Raw genomic sequence first — 18,388 nt, 5'->3', positions numbered from 1 at the left:
TGCCGGTATGACATCTCTGACAGATCCAGCAGTGCGGACCTTTCTCGAGACCGGCACGCGGACCGGGCATCTCGGTTACACGGCGACCGACGGCCGCCCCTTGGTGGCCCCGGTCTGGTTCGTGGTCGACGGCGATCGTCTGGCATTCAACACCGGTGCCGGGACGGCCAAGGGCAAAGCAATCGCCCGCGATGGAAGACTTGTCATGTGCGTCGACCTACAGGAGCCGCCGTACGCGTTCGTCCAGGTACAGGGCATTGCGGAGGTCAGCGACGATCCTGCCGAGGTTCATCGGATCGCGACGGCGTGCGGCGGTAGATACATGGGTGCCGATCGGGCGAAGGAGTTCGGCGACCGAAACGGGGTACCCGGGGAATTGGTGATCTGGATCCGGCCCACGAAAGTCATTGCCTCCTTGGACGCCACGGCCTGACCGAGCACGCTCGCGGGTAGTTGCCACACTGTCCGGGACGACTCAGGAGAGTGCCTTCTGATGTTCCCGAAATGATTCGCGAACACGATCGCAGTAGTCGCCGGTGTCGGGCATCACCGATCCGTCGACGGTGATCGAGATGTTGATCATGTTCTGCCGGTTCAGCACCGAATGTGCAAGTGTCGTCCCGGTCGCGATGGGCTGAATGGCGAAACCGTTGACGATGTTCCAACCGAATATTTTTCGTTCGATGTCAGGTGTGCGTACGTTCGACACCACGGTGTTGAACGGCGCCCGTGTCTGGGCTGTGCGACGCCGTCGGCTGCGGCGACCCAGGTAGGCGAGCAAGCGCAGGACGGGAGCGGGAGTCACCTCCACCATCGCGTTGTCCGTGCGATCGGCATGTGCTGCCAGCGCACGTGCCTTCTCGGCTTTGGTGCCGGCTGCGATGTTCTTCAGACGCACGGCCCTGTCGGGCTCGTCTGTGTGCATGTTCGCGACCATGAATGTGAATTGATTCAGCGTGTTCGACGGTCTCTCTGATCTGGTGGCGACCGGAACCAACGACGACAGTGAGGCCTGCGGCGATTCGCCGTGAGAGGCGAGATAGCCGGCGAGCGCTTCGCCGATGACGGAGAGCATCAGGTCATTGACCGTCACGCCCTCGACGCGCGACTTCAATTCGAGGACTTCGTCACGCGGCAGAGAAACCAGGTCCGCGGTACGTGGCCCGGTGAACGTGCCGTTGAAGCGGGTGACGGGCCAGGCAGTGTCCGGAACCGACGGAGTGTCGGACGGTCGTTGCCGGGCATCGCGGAAGGCGGTGTGAGCGCCGCGGATGAACCGGTACGCGACAGCAGGCAATCGGGCGCTCTCACGCCGGATCAAGGCAGCACGGGACACGACCGCCTCGCCGACGACCTCGTCGGGGCGGATGAGCCTCTCGTCCCCGAACATCTGCGTGGAGATCAGACCGAGCGTCATACCGTCGAAGGCGGCGTGATGACAGTGGAATGCGACCAACGAGACCAGTCCGTCGCGGTCTGGGAATCCCTCGATGTCGGGTATGACATGCAACTTCCACGGTGGGCGGCGCAGATCGAGTGGCGCGTCTGCCAGCCGGGCCAACTGCGCGCGTACCGAACCCCAGTCGCGGCGACCGGACCGATGGATCTCGATGTGGTCACCGATGTCGAAGTCGGCATCGCGCATCCAGTACGGGAGCGCGAAATCGCCAGGGAGTCGAACGAGCTTGCTCCGGAAGAGATCACTGATCTGGATGCGTACCTGCGCCCAGGCGGCGATGTCCTCGACGGTGATCTGGAGAGGTTGACCGTCGGGGTTCTCGACGACGTTGCACGAGAGAACAGTCGAGGCGGACCCGTCGTCGCCCAGATACAGGAACACCGCGTCGCGACCGTTGATCTGTCTCACGTCATCGCCGTTCTGCCGTCGTCAGGTTCTCGAAGCTGCGGCACGACGGTACCCGCGCATCGCGGGGTAGATGAAGAGCAACAGTGCGGCGACCGCCCACAGGACGGTCTTGGTCAGGTTCTCCGCGACCGGCCCCCCGGTCGCGAGCGCGCGCATGGTCTCGATCGCACATGTCATGGGCTGGTTGCGCACGAGCGGTTGAAGAACTTCGGGATAGGCCTCGATCGGTGAGAAGCCCGAGTTGAAGAACATCAACAGGCTGGTGCACAGCGACATGATCGGAACCAGGGGAGCGTTCGAAGCGGAAACCGCCAGCGTCAGAACAATGGTCGAGTACGCGGCTCCGTAGAGCAACGCGACACCGAAGATCCCGAGCGCGGGAAGTATGCCCTGATTGAAGCGCCAGCCGATCAACATTCCTGCCGAGGTGAGCACGAGCGTGCTTGCCAGAATCCTGACCATCTCGACGTTGACGCGGGAGGTGAGGTCGGACCCGCGGTGTACCGGCATGACGTAAAGCCTTGTCAGCAAACCGGTTCTGCGCTCGCTGATCAACCGGGTCCCGACAGCGAGCGAGCCGAACATCGCCCCCACCAGCACAACCAGGGGCACGGTGCCGTACGCGCTGTTCTGTCCGGTCGCCTGACCGATCGCATCACCGAGCACAACCTTGAACATCACCATGCTCAGCAGCGGGAAGAGCATGCTCTGCATCAGCGTGAGCCGGTCGCGGGTGACGACCCGCAGCTGTCGACCGGTCAGGATCTTGGTGTGCCGGAGATATGCCCGGAGTCCGCGTTCGTCGGTCTCCGCGGCCGACGGGAACCGGGTCGCCAGGCCCGATGTGGCATGTTCGGCGGCGTCCGCCTCTGCGGCTCGGGCGGCGATCTGACCCAGATCCAGCCGCTCTGTCTCGGCTTGCTGCAGTTCAGGAGACAACTCGACATAGTCGAGCGACCCACGATCGGTGAACGTGGTGACCTGGCGGTCGACGCGCTGGCCGACACCGGCTGTCGCCTCTGCATGCCGTTCCGCGATCTGTTCGGCGGTCCAGTCCGAGGTCGCGGCTCCGGGAGAGAGCATGGTCCACGGCCCGACCATGGTTCGGCGTGAACCGATGCCACGGATCTCTTGTCGGGACTTCGACATGTCCAGGCGTGTGGTGGGCTCGTCATCGGGAGAGGCTCGCCGGCGCGTTCGAGGTGCCGAATCGCTCGTCCGCCACCAATGATCGCTCTGCGCGGCGTCGTCGCCACGATGCCGCGGGCGGCGAGGCTCAGAACTCCAGCCGCCGCCCGGGCGGTCGACATCTGCGTCGCTCATCGCCTGCTGCTCCGGATGGTCACCCAGGCTCCTCCGATGATGCCGATCGCTGCGATACCTGCGGCCCAGCACACCGACGGCAAGGCCATGTCCCAGGTCGCGGTCCCGCTGTCGAAGCCACGCATCAGTTCTGCGAACTGGGAGATCGGCTGGTTACGGGCGAAGGGCCTGATCCAGTCGGGAAAGCGCTCCTCCGGAACGAACCCGGTCGAGAGCATTCCGAGGATCAACTGGGGGAGAGCGAGCGCCTGGCTGGTCGCCTGAGGGTTCTTGCTGATCGCTCCGATGGTGTCTGCGCCGAACGCGAGAATGATCCCCACGACCATCGACACGGAAAGAAACCCCAGAAAGTTCAGCAGTCCGGCCTCCGGGCGCCATCCGATCACCAGGCCGGAGATCAGCGCCCAGCTCAGCGATATGACGAGCAGGACGACATTGGCGCACAATCGGGCCATCAGCGGGACGATCACGCTGACCGGCATGCTGCGGAGCCGGTTGGTCAACCCGAGGCTGCCGTCGGTCGCCGCGCGCATCGCTGCCGAGGTCGCGACGAAGCCGACCGATTGAAGGCAGATCACGGGCATCAGGAACTGCGCGTAGTTCATGCCCGGGTAACCGTCCATGATCGTGCGCAGCGGGATGTAGAAGCAGATCGTCAGCAGAACGGGCGCCGTCACGCACAGGAAGAACTCACCGCGGCGTTTCATTCCGATCAGCGAACGAGTCGTCAGTGCGAGCCACTGCCGAACAGGACGAACCGTCGGATGGTTGTCGCCGGACGACACGACCCGGGCCGGGGTCAGCGTCGTCATGGGCGCGCTCCGGTGGCCTTTGGGCCCTCGGTGAGTTTGAGGAACACGTCGTCGAGCGAGGGGCGTCGGAGGCCGACGTCGGTCAACTCGATCCCGGCAGCGTCTGTGCGCCGAACTATCTCGACGAGGGTCTGGGTCGCCATGACTGCGGGGAGGGTCAGCGATGTCCGGGCGAGGTCGATGCGGATCTGGTCGGGCGGCACCAGGTCGGACAGCAATGCCTTGATCTTCTTCAGGTCATCGGGGTAGCTGGGCACCACCTCGCAGAACGTGCCGCTGACCTGTTCTTTGAGTTCTCCCGCGGTGCCTTCCGCGATGACCTTGCCCTTGTCGATGACCACGATGTTGTCGCTGAGGAGGTCCGCCTCTTCGAGATACTGGGTGGTGAGCAGGGTTGTGATGCCCTGCTCGCGTAACGACGTGACGATGTTCCACACGTCTTGACGGCTGCGGGGGTCGAGGCCCGTGGTCGGCTCGTCGAGAAACACCACTTCCGGACGGACGACCAGTCCGCACGCGATGTCGATCCGCCGGCGCATACCGCCGGAGAACTTGCCGACCCGCCGCGATGCGGCCTCGACGAGGTTGAACGCTTCGAGCAACTCGTCGGCGCGGGTCAGGGCGTCGCTTTTCCTCAGACCCATCAACCGGCCGAAGAGGATGAGGTTCTCACGGCCGGTCAACGACTCGTCGAGGGCCGCGAACTGGCCGGTCAGCATGATGGACTTTCGGACCGACGCGCGATCCTTCACCACGTCGTAGCCGGCGATGTGGGCGCTACCCCCGTCGGGTGTGAGCAGAGTGGCGAGCATGTTGACGGTGGTGGTCTTGCCGGCACCGTTGGGGCCGAGCAAACCAAGGACTGTTCCGGTCGGCACCGCGAAACTGATTCCGTCGACCGCGGTGAAGGTGCCGAACCGTTTGACCAGACCGTCCGCCACGACGCTGTTCGTCCGGCGGTTGCCGCCCGCGCCCCTGAGCCCGTCGTCTGCAGAAGCGAACGCTGTTGTCGCCGGTTCGTCCCGCGCACTGCTGGTTCCCGTAACTCGGCCTCGCCTCGCTTGCATGTCCGTCCCGTCATCGTCATGGTCGCATGGCGATGCGATCGCCCCTGCCGATTCATAGCGAACCTAGCGCAGAAATCCCGGCGTAACACTACGCGGCGACACGGCGATATCGTCTCTGTGAATGTAATGTCGGCCAATTGGTATTCAAAGGTCGAGCAATAGCTATAGTTTGGTGACCTGGGTTGGGGCAAATGCAGGTCACCGATCAACGAGAACGTGTTTCGTAGGTCGCATTCGACGCACGAGGCGAGATGGGAGGGCGTTGTGGTACTGCAGCTCCGCCATATTGGCAGGGGACCGTCGGCCCGACCCGACGAACGTGGATTTCGCGATCGGGGTACTAGGACCCTCACTCAGCTGGTGCTCGCGGCGGCGGACGCTGCGCGGGACAAACCGGCAGTGATCAGCCGCGACAACGACCACGCCGTGAGCTTCGGCGAATTGAAGGCTCGCGCGCAGAGCGCCGCGATCGCGATGGCCAGTGAAACCGGTATCGACGATTCCGCGTTGACCGTCGCGCTGATGACGGCAGTTCCGGGACTGGCGGTTGCGGGACCGAAGGGGCTCGCGGATACGCTTACCGCGATACGTATTCAAGCAATGATGGTTCTCGCAGAACCACAACAGGTCTGACCTGCGGTTGCCTACGCCCGGTGCCTGGGCGTCGGTGACCATCCGGCGGGCTCGTCGTGGGCTGCGCGAAGCGAGACACGACAGGAGGGTCTGCCATGAGCAACCCATTCGATGACGAAGACGGCCGTTTCTTTGTGCTGGTCAACGACGAGAATCAGCATTCCCTGTGGCCTACGTTCGCCGACATCCCTGCGGGCTGGAACAAGGTCTTCGGCGAAGCGTCTCGCTCGGAGTGCCTCGACTATGTGAACGAGCACTGGACGGATCTGCGGCCGCAGAGCCTCATCGATGCGATGGAAGCAGATTCGGCGAAGTAAGTTACAGTTGATCGTCAAGATCATTACTGTTTGACGTTGCCGCACCATCAGATGTGCGGCAATCGGTCGTGGCTCGAGTCTGTTTTCGCAGGTCAGCGCCCAGCGGACGCTGAGTGTGGCGTGGATCACACTTCAATCGTGTAACAGCTTAGCCATTCTCTCTTCCCTTCTCGTTCGGGTACTGTGAATATAGCTACGCTGGCCCAATTGGGGTCGGGGTACACGCACAGGTTGGTGAGCAGATGGCTATTTCCACAGTCCGGAACGAAGAGGTCACCGCGGAGTTCGCCGTGCCCCTGGCTCAGCTGCCGGAAGCGGTGTCACGACTGACTCGTGTGACGCCGGATCGTGTTGTGGTCCGGTACCGCGCCCGCGGGCTCAACTACCGCGATCTGTTGGCCGCCATCAACCTGATGATGCCCGTCACCCGCAGTCAGAACATGGACGATCGCTCGGCCGTGGTGGCGGCTATCTTTGCCGGCATACCCAACCTTGGTTCGGAACCCGATTCAGCGGTCGTGGCCTCGGTCGTAGACGCCGCGTTGGCCCGGATCGGCGCCGATTTGAACCAGTTGGACATGGCCACCGAGCCGCCGCGTCAGCCCGTGCGTGCGAATCGGACGAGCGAGATGGACCTCCGCGTCATCGCCAGCCGGTTGTCGAGCGCATAAGCCGTCGTCCGACCGAGTCGTCGCCGCACACGCGGCCTACCGTTGTTTGATTTGTCTCCAATGAGCCGGGTGTGTGACCCATTCAATTGCACGACAGGCGTTTGCGGTATCTCTGCTGTTCGGTATTGCCTCTCATGAGGGATATTTAGCATAGAGAACTACAAGTTGGTGCAGCTTGCAGCTGCATCGCGGAACCGGTCCAGGGCCGCTTTGAACTCCTGTAACGCGTGTGACAGCCTGGTCGATAGGTCACAGATAGACACGCCATATCGCGTGTCTGTTAACCGCGGCCCGCTCGCGTGGTTACTGTTGGACTAACCCGTTGCTCGGCACAATGTAAACGATGAAGACTTCGGTCGATACATTTGTCGGAGCACGCAAACGTCATGATTTGAGGCCGAGCCGAGCAGTCGTTCGAGATTGGAGCGCGAGATTTTGAGTGCTGGCCGCTTCGACGAACCAGCAGACGCGCCCGGCGACTCATTCGAGCTGTCGGCAGCGCAGCGTGGGATTTGGTTTGCCCAGCAGAGTCTGGGACAGGTTGCGATCAATATCGCCCAATACGTCGAGCTGTTCGGAAGCATCGACCTCGATACCCTCACCCGTGCGTCTCAGATGGTCGGCCGCGAGATGGGCTCGGGGTACCTGAGCCTCGTCGAGACGGATGCGTTGCCCCTGCAATATGTCGACCGTTCCATCGACGACAGCATCGCGCTTGTCGACGTATCGGACGCCCAAGACCCCGAGCACACCGCTCAGGCCTGGATGCGCGACGAGTACCGCGCTCATGTGGACCTGTTGTCGGATCGGCTCACCACCAGCACCCTCATCCGCCTCGGTGACGACCACTACTACTGGTACATCCGCACCCACCACATAGCACTGGACGGGTTCGGGGCAATGGCCACCGTCACCCGTATCGCAGAGGTCTACACCGCCCTGATCGCCGGCGCCGACATCCCGCCCGGCAAGGGTGCGGAGCTGTCCGAAGTGGTCGCCGAGGAACGCCGCTATCGCGACTCCGACCGGTTCGGGAAAGATCGGGACTATTGGTCGCAACGGACCATCGACCTGCCTGCCCCGCTTTCGCTCGCGCAACACCGCGCCGCGCCGGGCGACTACTCCCGGGTGGCGTCGGTGACCCTGCCGGACGACACCGCACAGCTCCTCGACGAGGCCGCCCGTGAGGCTGCTGGGAGCACGGCGCCCGCGGTCATCGCTGCGTTCGCTGCCTACCTGGCGCGGATGACCGACAGCGAAGACATCGTGCTGAGTTTGCCGGTATCGGCGCGAAATACGGCCAAACTCCGGCGTGCGGGCGGAATGGTCTCGAACATCGTGCCGTTGCGCCTGACCGTCACCCCCGGGACGAGCATCGGCGAACTCATCCGTACGGTCCAGACCGAGCTCACCGGCGCCCTACGTCGGCAGCTGTACCGGCACGAGGACATGAGACGGGACATCGGGCAAGGTACCGGGCAGCGAGGCCTGTTCGGTCCGTCGGTGAACCTCATGATGTTCAAACCGGTGATCAATCTCGGTGACGTCGTAGGACACACGCACGTGCTGACCACCGGTCCGGTGGAAGACCTGTCGATGAACATCTATCCGGGTGTGCACGGAAGCAACTTGCGGGTCGACTTCGAGGCGAATCCGCAGTCGTACTCCGATGACGAACTACGCAGGCACCACGACCGGTTCATCGACTTCCTCGGACAGGTGCTGCGCGTCGGGCCCGACACCACAGTCGGTTCTCTGAACCTCGGCTCGCCCGCAGAGATCGCCGCCACGATGGAGCAGTGGAACTCGACCGAGCATCCGATCGAGTCCGGTGATCTCACCCAGATGTGGGCTCGCCAGGCGGCGCTGACCCCTGACGCGATCGCCATCGTCGACGCGGGGCGGCGGGTGTCCTTCGCCGAGTTCGACGCGTGGACCAATCGTCTCGCCCGCCGCCTCATCGAGGTCGGTGTCGGGCCAGACGTACGGGTCGGGGTGGCGCTGCGGCGTTCGCTGGACATGATGGTCGCGTTGTACTCCGTACTCAAGGCCGGCGGCGCCTATGTGCCGATTGATCCAGACCATCCCAGCGCCCGGATCGCGGACGTCCTGGCGACTGCCGAACCGGCGTGTGTACTGGCGGCGTCCGGTGATCACGAGCAGTTCACGGACTCCGGTGTCCCCGTCATCGCGCCGCAGTCCTTGGATCTCTCCCACATGTCCGATGGCGAGATCACCAACGCGGACCGTTCCGGTCCGCTGACACCGAAAACGCTGGCGTATGTCCTCTTCACGTCCGGTTCGACCGGAAAGCCGAAGGGCGTGGCCGTGCCTCACGGCGCGGTGGTCAACCAACTCGAGTGGATCGCAGGACATTACGGTATCGGCCCGAACGATGTCGTTCTGCAGAAGACCCCGAACACGTTCGACGTGTCGGTCTGGGAGTTGTTCTCCCCGGCGGTCGGTTCCAGGATGGTCGTGGCGAAACCGGATGGCCATCTCGACCCCGAATACCTGGAACAGGTCATGGTCGACGAGGGCGTCACCGCGACCTCGTTCGTACCGGCCATGCTGCAACTCTTTCTCGGGTCGGGAGGCCTGAGAGACGCCGCCGCGCTGCGACTGCTGCTCGTGGCCGGTGAGGCCTTCCCCGCGAAACTTGCAACCCAAGCCCGCCTGGCGCTACCCGAGGTCAGGATCGAGAACCTTTACGGGCCCACCGAATTCACTGTGCACGCCACCTACGCACCAGTCGATTCGACGGTTGTGCAGGGTGTTCCGATCGGCCGTCCGGTATGGAACTGTCGCGCGTGGGTTCTCGACCGCCAGTTGCGTCCCTGCGTCGTTGGCGCGGTGGGGGAGTTGTACCTCTCGGGCGCACAGTTGGCTCGAGGGTACTTCGGCAGGCCGGATCTGACGGCGGAGCGCTTCGTACCCTGCGTGTTCGGTCCGCCCGGAACGCTGATGTACCGGACCGGAGACCTGGTCCGCTGGAACGCCGCGGGTTCCCTGGAGTATGTGGGGCGCAGCGACTTCCAGGTGAAGGTGCGGGGCCTGCGGATCGAACTCGGCGAGATCGAGTCGGCAGTGCTGGCCGACGACGCGGTCCGGGAGACCGTGGTGGTGGTCCACCAGAGCACCCACGGGCAACGCCTGGTCGCGTATGTCGTGGGGGGCGGGACGCCGCTCGACACCGCCCGGTTGATGAACATCGTGCGGGCGCGCGTGCCCGAGTACATGGTTCCCGACGCCGTTGTCGAGTTGCCGCAGATGCCGCTGGGCCCCAGCGGAAAGGTCGATCGCAAGGCACTGCCTGAGCCCGACTTCTCCGCTCATGCAGTGGCTTTCAGGGCGCCGACCACCGACGTGGAACGGGCGATCGCCACCATCGTCGGTGATCTGCTGGGACATCCCGAGGTCGGCCTGGACGATTCCTTCTTCGGCCTCGGTGGCGACAGCATCATGTCGATCCAGCTCGTCTCGCGGGCGCGTGCCATGGGCTTCCACTTCTCGTCACGAGATGTGTTCGAGTGCAAGACGATCGCCGAGTTGGCCGCCGCGGCCAGCGACGAGAGTTCTACGGTGGTGGTCGACGAGCTCCCTGGCGGCGGTACCGGATCTGTCGACGTCACGCCGATCGTGGCGTGGATGTCGGAAGTGCCGGCTTCGGTTGGCCCCTACTCACAGTCGGTGGTCGTGCCTGCGCCGGCCCCCTTCGACATGGAACTGCTGCGACGCACGGTTGCCGCGGTCGTTGCGCATCACGACGTGCTGCGTTCTCGGCTGTACATCGGCGGCGACGGCCGCCCCGAGCACGTTGTCGTCCCGGTGGCCGAGGCCCCGACGGTCGACATCGTCGAACGAAGCGTGTCGGCCGTCCCGGGTACTGCAGGATTCGACGAGCAGCTGACCGCTCTCGCTGAAAGTGCCACGGCGGCAATGGATCCGGCTACGGGCCGGGTCATGAGCGTGACGGTGGTGGATTCGACCGGCGAGCCCCAGGCTTCTCGACGGTTGCTGTTCGTCCTCCACCACCTCGCTGTGGACGGAGTGTCCTGGCGGATCCTGCTGCCCGACCTGGCGATGGTGTGGGCGCAGCTCGCAGCAGGTGAGGAGCCCGCGCTGCCGGCAGTGGGGACCTCGATGCGCCGGTGGGCCCGGGGACTGAACGAACTCGCTGCTGATCGACGTGTCCTCCATGAGCTGGATCATTGGCGATCGACGTTGGCCGCGGTCGACGATTCCACGCTCACCCTCGACCGTGGCCGCGATGTGGTGTCGACCCTGCGGCATCGGGAACTCACCCTCTCCACGAGCCTGACAGACACGCTCCTCACCCGCGTGCCGCAGGCGTTCCATGGGGGCGTCAACGACGGTCTGCTCGCTGCGCTCACACTCGCGACCACCCACTGGCTGCGGTCCAGGGGCGCATCGGCCGATTCCGTGGTCGTCACCCTCGAGGCACACGGCCGGGAAGAGGAGTTGCTCCCGGGTGCGGACCTGTCGCGCACCGTCGGTTGGTTCACCACGATGTACCCGGTTGCTCTGCGCACAGCGGGGATCGACGTCGATGATGCGCTCGCCGGTGGTAAGGCAGCAGGCGATCTGGTCAAGTCCGTCAAGGAGCAACTGGCTGCGGTTCCCCGGCGAGGTGTCGGCTACGGATTGCTTCGTTACCTCAGTACCGAAGGCGCCGCGGCACTTTCGTCGTATCCCGAGCCGGTCATCACATTCAATTACCTCGGGCGCCTCGCCGGGTCCGGTGTGTCGGGCCCCTGGGTTCCGGACGGGGAAAGTGCCCTGCGGGGAACTCGCGGAGCTCACGTACCCGTGCGCACAGCGCTCGACATCAATGCGGTCGTCACCGAATCGCCCGGCGGACCGCAATTGTCGGCCGGAATCGACTATCCCGCGGGGGTCGTCGACGACGAGCAGGTCGACGAGCTCATCGAATTGTGGCAACGGGCCCTCGAGTCCATCGCGCTGCATGCGGTATCGGCCGGTGCCGGTGGACTGACTCCCTCGGATCTCGACCTGGTCAATCTGGAGCAGCCCCAGATCGAGGAGCTCGAGGCACGCTTCGACGACATCGCCGACGTGTGGCCGCTGACGCCGTTGCAGAACGGATTGCTGTTCCACGCCGAACTCGCCGCCGGTGACGTCGATGTCTATGCAGCACAGATGGTCCTCGATCTGAGTGGGCTCGACCCGGAACGGATGCGGCGCAGCGCGGAGGCGCTGATCGCCAGGCACCCCAATTTGCGAAGCGCCTTTTTCACGGACTCGTCCGGTAGTGCGGTGGCGGTGATCCCGGCGTCTGTGCAGACCCCGTGGACCGACCACGACCTGACCGATCTGGAGCCGGGCGCACAAGAGGTCGCGGTGTCCGAACTCACCCAGGACGAACGGCTTCTGCCCTTCGCGATGGACCGGGCGCCCCTGATCAGATTCACGATGATCAAGCGCGGCGACTCTTCCTATCGGTTTGTGATCACCAACCATCACATCCTGCTCGACGGTTGGTCGTTGCCGATCTTCATGAGCGACCTCCTCGGTCTCTACCGTGCCGGAGCAGACGCGAGCTCCTTGACTGCGCCGAGCCCGTACCGGAGCTATCTGACCTGGCTGCACGCGCAGTCTGCGCAGCAGTCGCTCGACGCATGGAAAGCTGCGCTCGACGGGGTCGAAGAACCGACACTGCTCTTCCCAGGTACGGAGGCCCACGGCAGGGGACAGGTACCGCGGCAGATCGAGGTCGTCGTGGCCGATGACCTGATGTCGGGGATCACCGACTACGTCCGTGAATCGGGCGTCACCCTGAATACCGTCCTGCAGACCGCATGGGCGCTCGTGTTGTCGCGGCTGACCGGTAGCAACGACGTGGTCTTCGGCACCACCGTGTCCGGACGACCGCCGCAGGTGCCCGGCATCGAGTCGATGCTCGGACTGTTCATCAACACGTTGCCGGTGCGAGTCGTGCTCGATCCCGGTGATGAGCTGGCGAGCCTGGTCTCCGAGATCTCCGGTCGGCAGACCGCACTGCTCGATCACCACTCCGTGGGTCTGGCGGACATCACCGCCGCCACGGACGTCGACTCGCTGTTCGACACGATGCTGGTCTACGAGTCGTACCCGTTGGACCGCAGCGCGCTGAGCGCCGCCGCAGACATCGATGGCCTACGGGTTGATCACGCGGACGTCCTCGACGCCACCCACTATCCGCTCACCCTGATCGCCGTGACCGATCCCGTGCTGCGGTTGTCGGCCAAATACCTGCCCGGAATCGTCGATCATGAACGCGCGGAATCACTTCTGCACATGATGGTTCGGGTGCTGGAGCTCATCTCGTCGGACGCGGCGCTGCGCGTGGGAGACGTGGACGTCCTCACCGCCACGGAACGGGCGGAAGTCCTCGGTCAGGCCGGTAGCGACGACCTCGACTCGGCGACGTTGCCGGAGTTGCTGGCGGCGGCCGTGGACCAGGCGGCCGATCGCGACGCTGCCGTCTCGCCCGCCGGTTCCATCACCTATCGCGAGCTCGACGAGCGGTCCAACGCCCTGGCCCGCCTTCTCATCGCGCGCGGCATAGGACCAGAGCAGATCGTTGCGCTCGGCATGGGACGGTCGATCGAGTTCATGGTCGGTCTCTGGGCAGTGGCCAAGACCGGCGCGGGCTACCTGCCGGTGGACATGCGTTACCCGGTCGAACGCATCGAACACATGCTGCGGGACTCAGCTGCAGTCTTCGGCCTGTCGACCTCGCGCTGGCGACAGGATCGGCCGACGCTGATCGAGTGGCTCGAACTCGATTTCGCCCAGACCGCTGAGACGGTGGGATCGTATTCGTCAGCTCGTCTGACCGACGACGATCGACGCGCACCGATCCGAGTGTCCAACACGGCGTACATGATCTACACCTCCGGAACCACGGGACTGCCGAAGGGCGTGACCGTGACCCACGGTGGGCTCGCCAATCTCACGCGTGAGCAATCCGACCGGTTCGTCCTGAAGCAGGACTCGCGAACCCTGCACTTCGCGTCGCCGAGTTTCGACGCGTCCGTCCTCGAGGTGCTGCTGGCTCTGGCCAACGGTTCGACGATGGTCATCGCGCCGACCGAGGTCTACGGCGGCGAAGAACTTCACGACTTCCTCGCCGAGTTCGGCGTCACACACGGGTTCATCACGCCCGCCGCATTGGCGTCGGTGGATCCCTCGGGTCTCGAGAAGCTCGAGTCCGTGGTGGTCGGCGGTGAGGCGTGCCCGCCGGAACTGGTGGATCGGTGGGCTCCGGGGCGCCGGATGTTCAACGGGTATGGGCCAACCGAGACAACCTGTTTCGCGGATATTGCCGGTCCCATGCAGCCAGGTGACGACATCACGATCGGGTCGCCGGTCCGAGGACTCACCTCGCTTGTCCTCGACCATCGACTACAGCCGGTACCAGTGGGTGTGACGGGCGAGTTATACCTCAGCGGCCCGGCCATGGCTCGCGGTTACAACGAACGTCCTGGACTGACCGCTGAGCGTTTCATCGCGAACCCCCACGGCACCCCCGGTGACCGGATGTATCGAACCGGCGACGTCGTCCGCTGGGAAAGGCGAGGAGAGCGCCTCGAGATCAAGTACATCGGCCGCAGCGACTTTCAGGTCAAGGTCCGCGGTTTTCGCATCGAACTCGGTGAGATCGACGCAGCTCTCGCGGCGCATCCGGACATCGAGTTCGCCTCGACATCCGGCGCGACGCTGCCATCGGGCGCGACCGCCCTGGTCGCGCATGTACTTGCGTCGAGGCCACTCGACGCCAAAACCGTTCGTGATTTCGTCGGCACCCGGCTGCCGTCCCACATGGTGCCGGGAGCCGTTGTCTTCCTCGACGAGATCCCGCTGACCCGTTCGGGCAAACTCGACCGAGGCGCGCTGCCTTCCGCGGATCTGGAATCGCTGGCCGGCGGCGGGACCGAGCCGTCGACCGAAACAGAACGAGTCCTGGCCGAGGTGCTGGCGGAGGTGCTCGGACTACCGTCGATCGGGGTCACCGACTCGTTCTTCGATCTTGGTGGGAACTCGCTGGTGGCCACCAAGGCTGTCGCGAGGATATCTGCGCTGGTGGGTCGACGGGTCGCGGTCCGAGAGATCTTCGAGAACCCGACGGTGGAGTCGCTGGCAGCACAACTGGATTCGGGACCGAGCGCTACCGCAATGCCTGACCTCGTGGGTGGGGTCGCGGGGGAGCGTCCACCGCTGTCGCTGGCCCAGCAATCGATGTGGCTGCTGAACCGATTGGACCCTGAGTCCGCCGCCTACAACATCGTCTTGCCGTTGACGATGTCAGGCAACGTCGACGTCGATGCCCTGCGGACGGCGGTCGCCGATGTGGTGACCCGCCAGCAATCGTTGCGAACGGTGTTCCCGGACAGTGCCGACGGCCCGTATCAGCGGGTGATCCCCGCCGCAGAGGTGTCGATCGACCTTCCGGTCGTCGATGTCGCCGACATCGACGAGATGCGCTCGTCCGCGCTGCGATTCGCGAAGGATGGCTTCGACGTCACCGGTGGCCCGTCCGGCGACGTCCCTCCGGTTCGTGGAGTGCTGCTGCGTTCGGGTGCCGAGCACCTCTTGCTGGTCACCGTGCACCACATCGTCGCCGACGGAGCGTCGATGGCTCCGCTGGCGCGCGATCTGGTGACCTCGTATCTGGCGAGGACGGCCGGTGGCACACCGGAGTTCGAACAACTCCCCGTGCAGTACACCGACTTCGCACAGTGGCAGCGCCGCGTCCTGGGGTCGCCGGACGATCCGACATCGACAGCGGCCGGTCAACTGGACTTCTGGCGGGGTCGACTGGCCGGAGTGCCGGAGGTACTCGAACTGCCGCTCGACCGCTCCCGGCCGGCTCGCCGGACCATGCAGGGCGACGCCGTGCCGCTGGAGATCCCGCATCGGGTGGTCGCGGCGCTCGACGAACTCGCGCAGCGCAACCAGGCATCGCTCTTCATGGTCGTGCATGCGCTGGTGGCCACGTTGCTTTCGCGGTTGTCCAATTCCACCGACATCACGGTCGGTACGCCCGTGGGCGGCCGCGACCACGCGGACCTCGAAGAACTGGTCGGCATGTTCGTCAACACCGTCGTCCTGCGCACCGAGGTCAACCCTGATGACGTCTTCGGTGACCTGCTCGATCGAGTACGTGCGGCAGACCTCGACGCGTTCGCCAACGACGACATACCGTTCGAAAGTGTTGTGGGCGAGCTCGTCCCGCGCCGGCAGACGTCCCATTCGCCGCTCTTTCAGGTGTTGCTGTCGTTCGAGAACAACGAGACGGCCCGGGTGGACCTGCCAGGCCTGAGCGTCGGGGTCATCGACGACATGGCCACCGGGGCGAAGTTCGATCTCACGATCACGCTGGATGACACCACCGACTCGAGTGGTGACAGGGCGTTGATCGGACGCCTCACCTTCGCGACGGACGTCTTCGACCGGCCGACGGTGGAGGCCATCTCCGCCCGGCTGTTGCTGCTCGCCGAGGCAGTCGCCGATGATCCGTCTTCGGTCGTGGGCGACATCGATATTCGCACCGCCACGGAGCGGCTCGAGGACAGTGCCCACGGTGCTGCTCCGGTGCAGGCACCGAAGGTGTACACAGCGCGCGATCTCGCTGCCTTGCTGGCAGCTGCCGTCGACATCGATCCGGATGCGATCGCGATCGACCACGACGGCACCCGGGTGACCTATCGCGAATTCAACGATCGCTTCGCCCAGCTCTCCGGGCCACTGACCGAGCGCGGGATGGATGCCGACGCCATCGCCTCGGTGGTGCTCACCGGCCTGGTTCCGACCATCATGCTGGCACCCGAAGGCTTCGCCAACGCCCTCGACAACGTGATCGCCGCCGCCGCAACGCTCGTCGGCGACCGTGACCTCGCGGACTACCGCGCCCCGGCCGGTGACGTGCCACTGCAGGTCGAATCGGCGACAACCCAGACCCCGCTGTCCGAGTGGGCCACGCGGGTCCGGGAGAAGCCGGGAGCTGTGGCGGTCCGCGGTCCCGAGACGGCATTGAGTCGGCTCGAACTCGATCAGGCCGCGAACCGGCTCGCGCGAGAACTGATGTCGCATGGCGTCGGTCCCGACGACGTCGTGGGACTGCTGACGCCCCGGTCCGTGAACTGGGTGGTCGGAATGCTCGCGGCATGGAAGGCGGGGGCTTCGTACCTGCCGCTCGATCCAGGCGCACCGGCAGAGCGAGCGGTGGCGGTCGTCGCCGACACCGGCGCCACCGTGGTCGTGGCGAGTCATGCTGCTGTGACAGACGAATTCCGTACCGGTCTCACCGGTGTCGGGGCCCTGCTGATCGAACTCGGGGAGCCCGGCACCGATGATCGCCTGGGCGAGATCGACGCCACCGGATTGCCGGACCGGTGGGTGGAACCGGGCGCAGCCGATCGGCTCGCGTACGTGATCACCACCTCCGGATCGACCGGACGACCCAAACCAACCCTGGTCCCTGCCGCGGGTCTGCTGAACATGTGGAACTGGTACCGCGAGCAGATCGACTTCGGTGACGGTGACGCGGTCCTGGTTGCCTCATCGCCGCGTTTCGACCTGACACAGAAGAACATCTGGACCGCGCTGCGGGTCGGTGGCGTGATCCGTTTGGCACGAGAAGGTTTCGATCCCGAGGAGATCCTCGGGATCCTGAAGTCCGAACGGATCTCGCTTCTCAACCTCGCGCCGAGTGCGCTGGAGCTGCTTGTCGAATTGGATGCCGACGCCGTCATTCCCCAGGTGACGACAGTGGTCGCCGGTGGCGAAGCCCTGCTACCCCGGGCCTACCGGACTCTGCTGGGCTCTCCGGTTCGGCTGATGGCGGCCTACGGTCCCACCGAAGCTGCCGCGACCAGTTCTGCGACGTTGCTGGAGATGTCCGACCACCAACCCAACGAGCCGGGGCAGGTGCAAGACATCGGTCCGATCCCACTCGGACTGCCGATCCCGAATGTGACCTACAAGATCCTCGACGCGCGACTGCGTCCGGTTCCGGTGGGCGTGGTCGGCGAGCTCTATATCGGCGGGATCGCACCTGCACGCGGGTACGGGGGGATGTTCGGCCTCACCGCAGCACGGTTCGTGGCGGACCCGGGCAGCAGCACCGGCGGTCGGATGTACCGGACCGGAGATCTCGTCCGTCGGCTACCTCACGGCAACGGCCAGTTCATCGGCCGCAGCGACTTTCAGGTCAAGGTCCGCGGTCTGCGCATCGAACTCGGTGAGATCGAAGCTGCGCTGACGGCGATCGAAGGCATCCGGCAGGCCGTCGTGTCGGCTCATGGCGAGTCGTCCGATCGTCGATTGGCCGCGCACGTGGCGGGCGCCGAAGATCTGGACCAGGGGGAGATCCGCGCAGCATTGTCGCGGTCGCTCCCTGATTACATGGTTCCAGAGGCCATCGTGATCCTGCCGCTGCTGCCACTGAATGCGAACGGCAAGGTCGACCGAAAAGCCCTGCCCGCACCGGAATTCGGTCAGAGTCAGGTCGAGGAGTTCGTCGCACCCCGTACCCCGCTCGAAGAGATTGTCGCGGGGGTGTTCGCGGATGCCGTCGGCGTCGACAGGATCAGCGTCACGTCCTCGTTCTTCGAGCAGGGCGGCAACTCGCTCAGCGCGGCACGCCTTGCGAACCGGCTTTCCGATGCTCTGG

General features: G+C 64.8%; 9 protein-coding genes (1 of these 9 cut by a window edge). 5 read left to right on the top strand and 4 right to left on the bottom strand.

Annotated features, from left to right (window positions below):
* The first annotated feature begins 7 nt into the window (after nucleotides 1-7).
* Nucleotides 8-433, top strand: coding sequence for a PPOX class F420-dependent oxidoreductase (locus tag J3S28_RS10765; protein WP_207840343.1), 426 nt, complete (start codon nucleotides 8-10; stop codon nucleotides 431-433).
* Between the two features lie 42 nt (nucleotides 434-475).
* Here J3S28_RS10765 and J3S28_RS28715 read toward each other — a convergent pair whose 3' ends face one another.
* The 4 genes from J3S28_RS28715 to J3S28_RS10745 form a co-directional block, all read right to left on the bottom strand.
* Complete coding sequence (locus J3S28_RS28715) at nucleotides 476-1,867, bottom strand: wax ester/triacylglycerol synthase domain-containing protein (protein WP_207840342.1); 1,392 nt, start codon at nucleotides 1,865-1,867, stop codon at nucleotides 476-478.
* Nucleotides 1,868-1,888: 21 nt separating this feature from the next.
* Nucleotides 1,889-2,770, bottom strand: a complete 882-nt coding sequence (locus J3S28_RS10755) for an ABC transporter permease (protein ID WP_372435993.1) — start codon at nucleotides 2,768-2,770, stop codon at nucleotides 1,889-1,891.
* A 416-nt stretch (nucleotides 2,771-3,186) separates the two neighbouring features.
* Complete coding sequence (locus J3S28_RS10750; protein WP_207840340.1) at nucleotides 3,187-4,002, bottom strand: ABC transporter permease; 816 nt, start codon at nucleotides 4,000-4,002, stop codon at nucleotides 3,187-3,189.
* Nucleotides 3,999-5,069 (bottom strand): ATP-binding cassette domain-containing protein, encoded by a 1,071-nt coding sequence (locus tag J3S28_RS10745; protein ID WP_207840337.1) that lies wholly within the window; start codon nucleotides 5,067-5,069, stop codon nucleotides 3,999-4,001. Before J3S28_RS10745 ends, J3S28_RS10750 begins: the two co-directional genes overlap by 4 nt.
* A gap of 360 nt (nucleotides 5,070-5,429) precedes the next feature.
* On the opposite strand from J3S28_RS10745, the gene J3S28_RS10740 reads away from it, so the two are divergent.
* The 4 genes from J3S28_RS10740 to J3S28_RS10725 all read left to right on the top strand — a co-directional run.
* Entirely contained in the window at nucleotides 5,430-5,702 is a 273-nt protein-coding gene (locus tag J3S28_RS10740) for a hypothetical protein (RefSeq protein WP_207840335.1), read from the top strand.
* Nucleotides 5,703-5,797: 95 nt separating this feature from the next.
* Nucleotides 5,798-6,019 carry an MbtH family protein gene (locus J3S28_RS10735; RefSeq protein WP_084837346.1) on the top strand — a complete coding sequence of 74 codons (222 nt, stop codon included), beginning with the start codon at nucleotides 5,798-5,800 and terminating at the stop codon, nucleotides 6,017-6,019.
* A gap of 242 nt (nucleotides 6,020-6,261) precedes the next feature.
* Nucleotides 6,262-6,690 carry a hypothetical protein gene (locus J3S28_RS10730; protein WP_207840333.1) on the top strand — a complete coding sequence of 143 codons (429 nt, stop codon included), beginning with the start codon at nucleotides 6,262-6,264 and terminating at the stop codon, nucleotides 6,688-6,690.
* Between the two features lie 435 nt (nucleotides 6,691-7,125).
* Nucleotides 7,126-18,388 carry the start of a non-ribosomal peptide synthase/polyketide synthase gene (locus J3S28_RS10725; protein ID WP_237341360.1) on the top strand. The gene runs 22,640 nt beyond the window's last position, so the window shows 11,263 of its 33,903 coding nt (coding positions 1-11,263); it begins with the start codon at nucleotides 7,126-7,128; the stop codon falls past the right edge of the window.

This window comes from Williamsia soli (assembly GCF_017377795.1).
Lineage (GTDB): Bacteria > Actinomycetota > Actinomycetes > Mycobacteriales > Mycobacteriaceae > Williamsia > Williamsia soli.
This window is presented reverse-complemented; position numbering and strand designations above follow the sequence as displayed.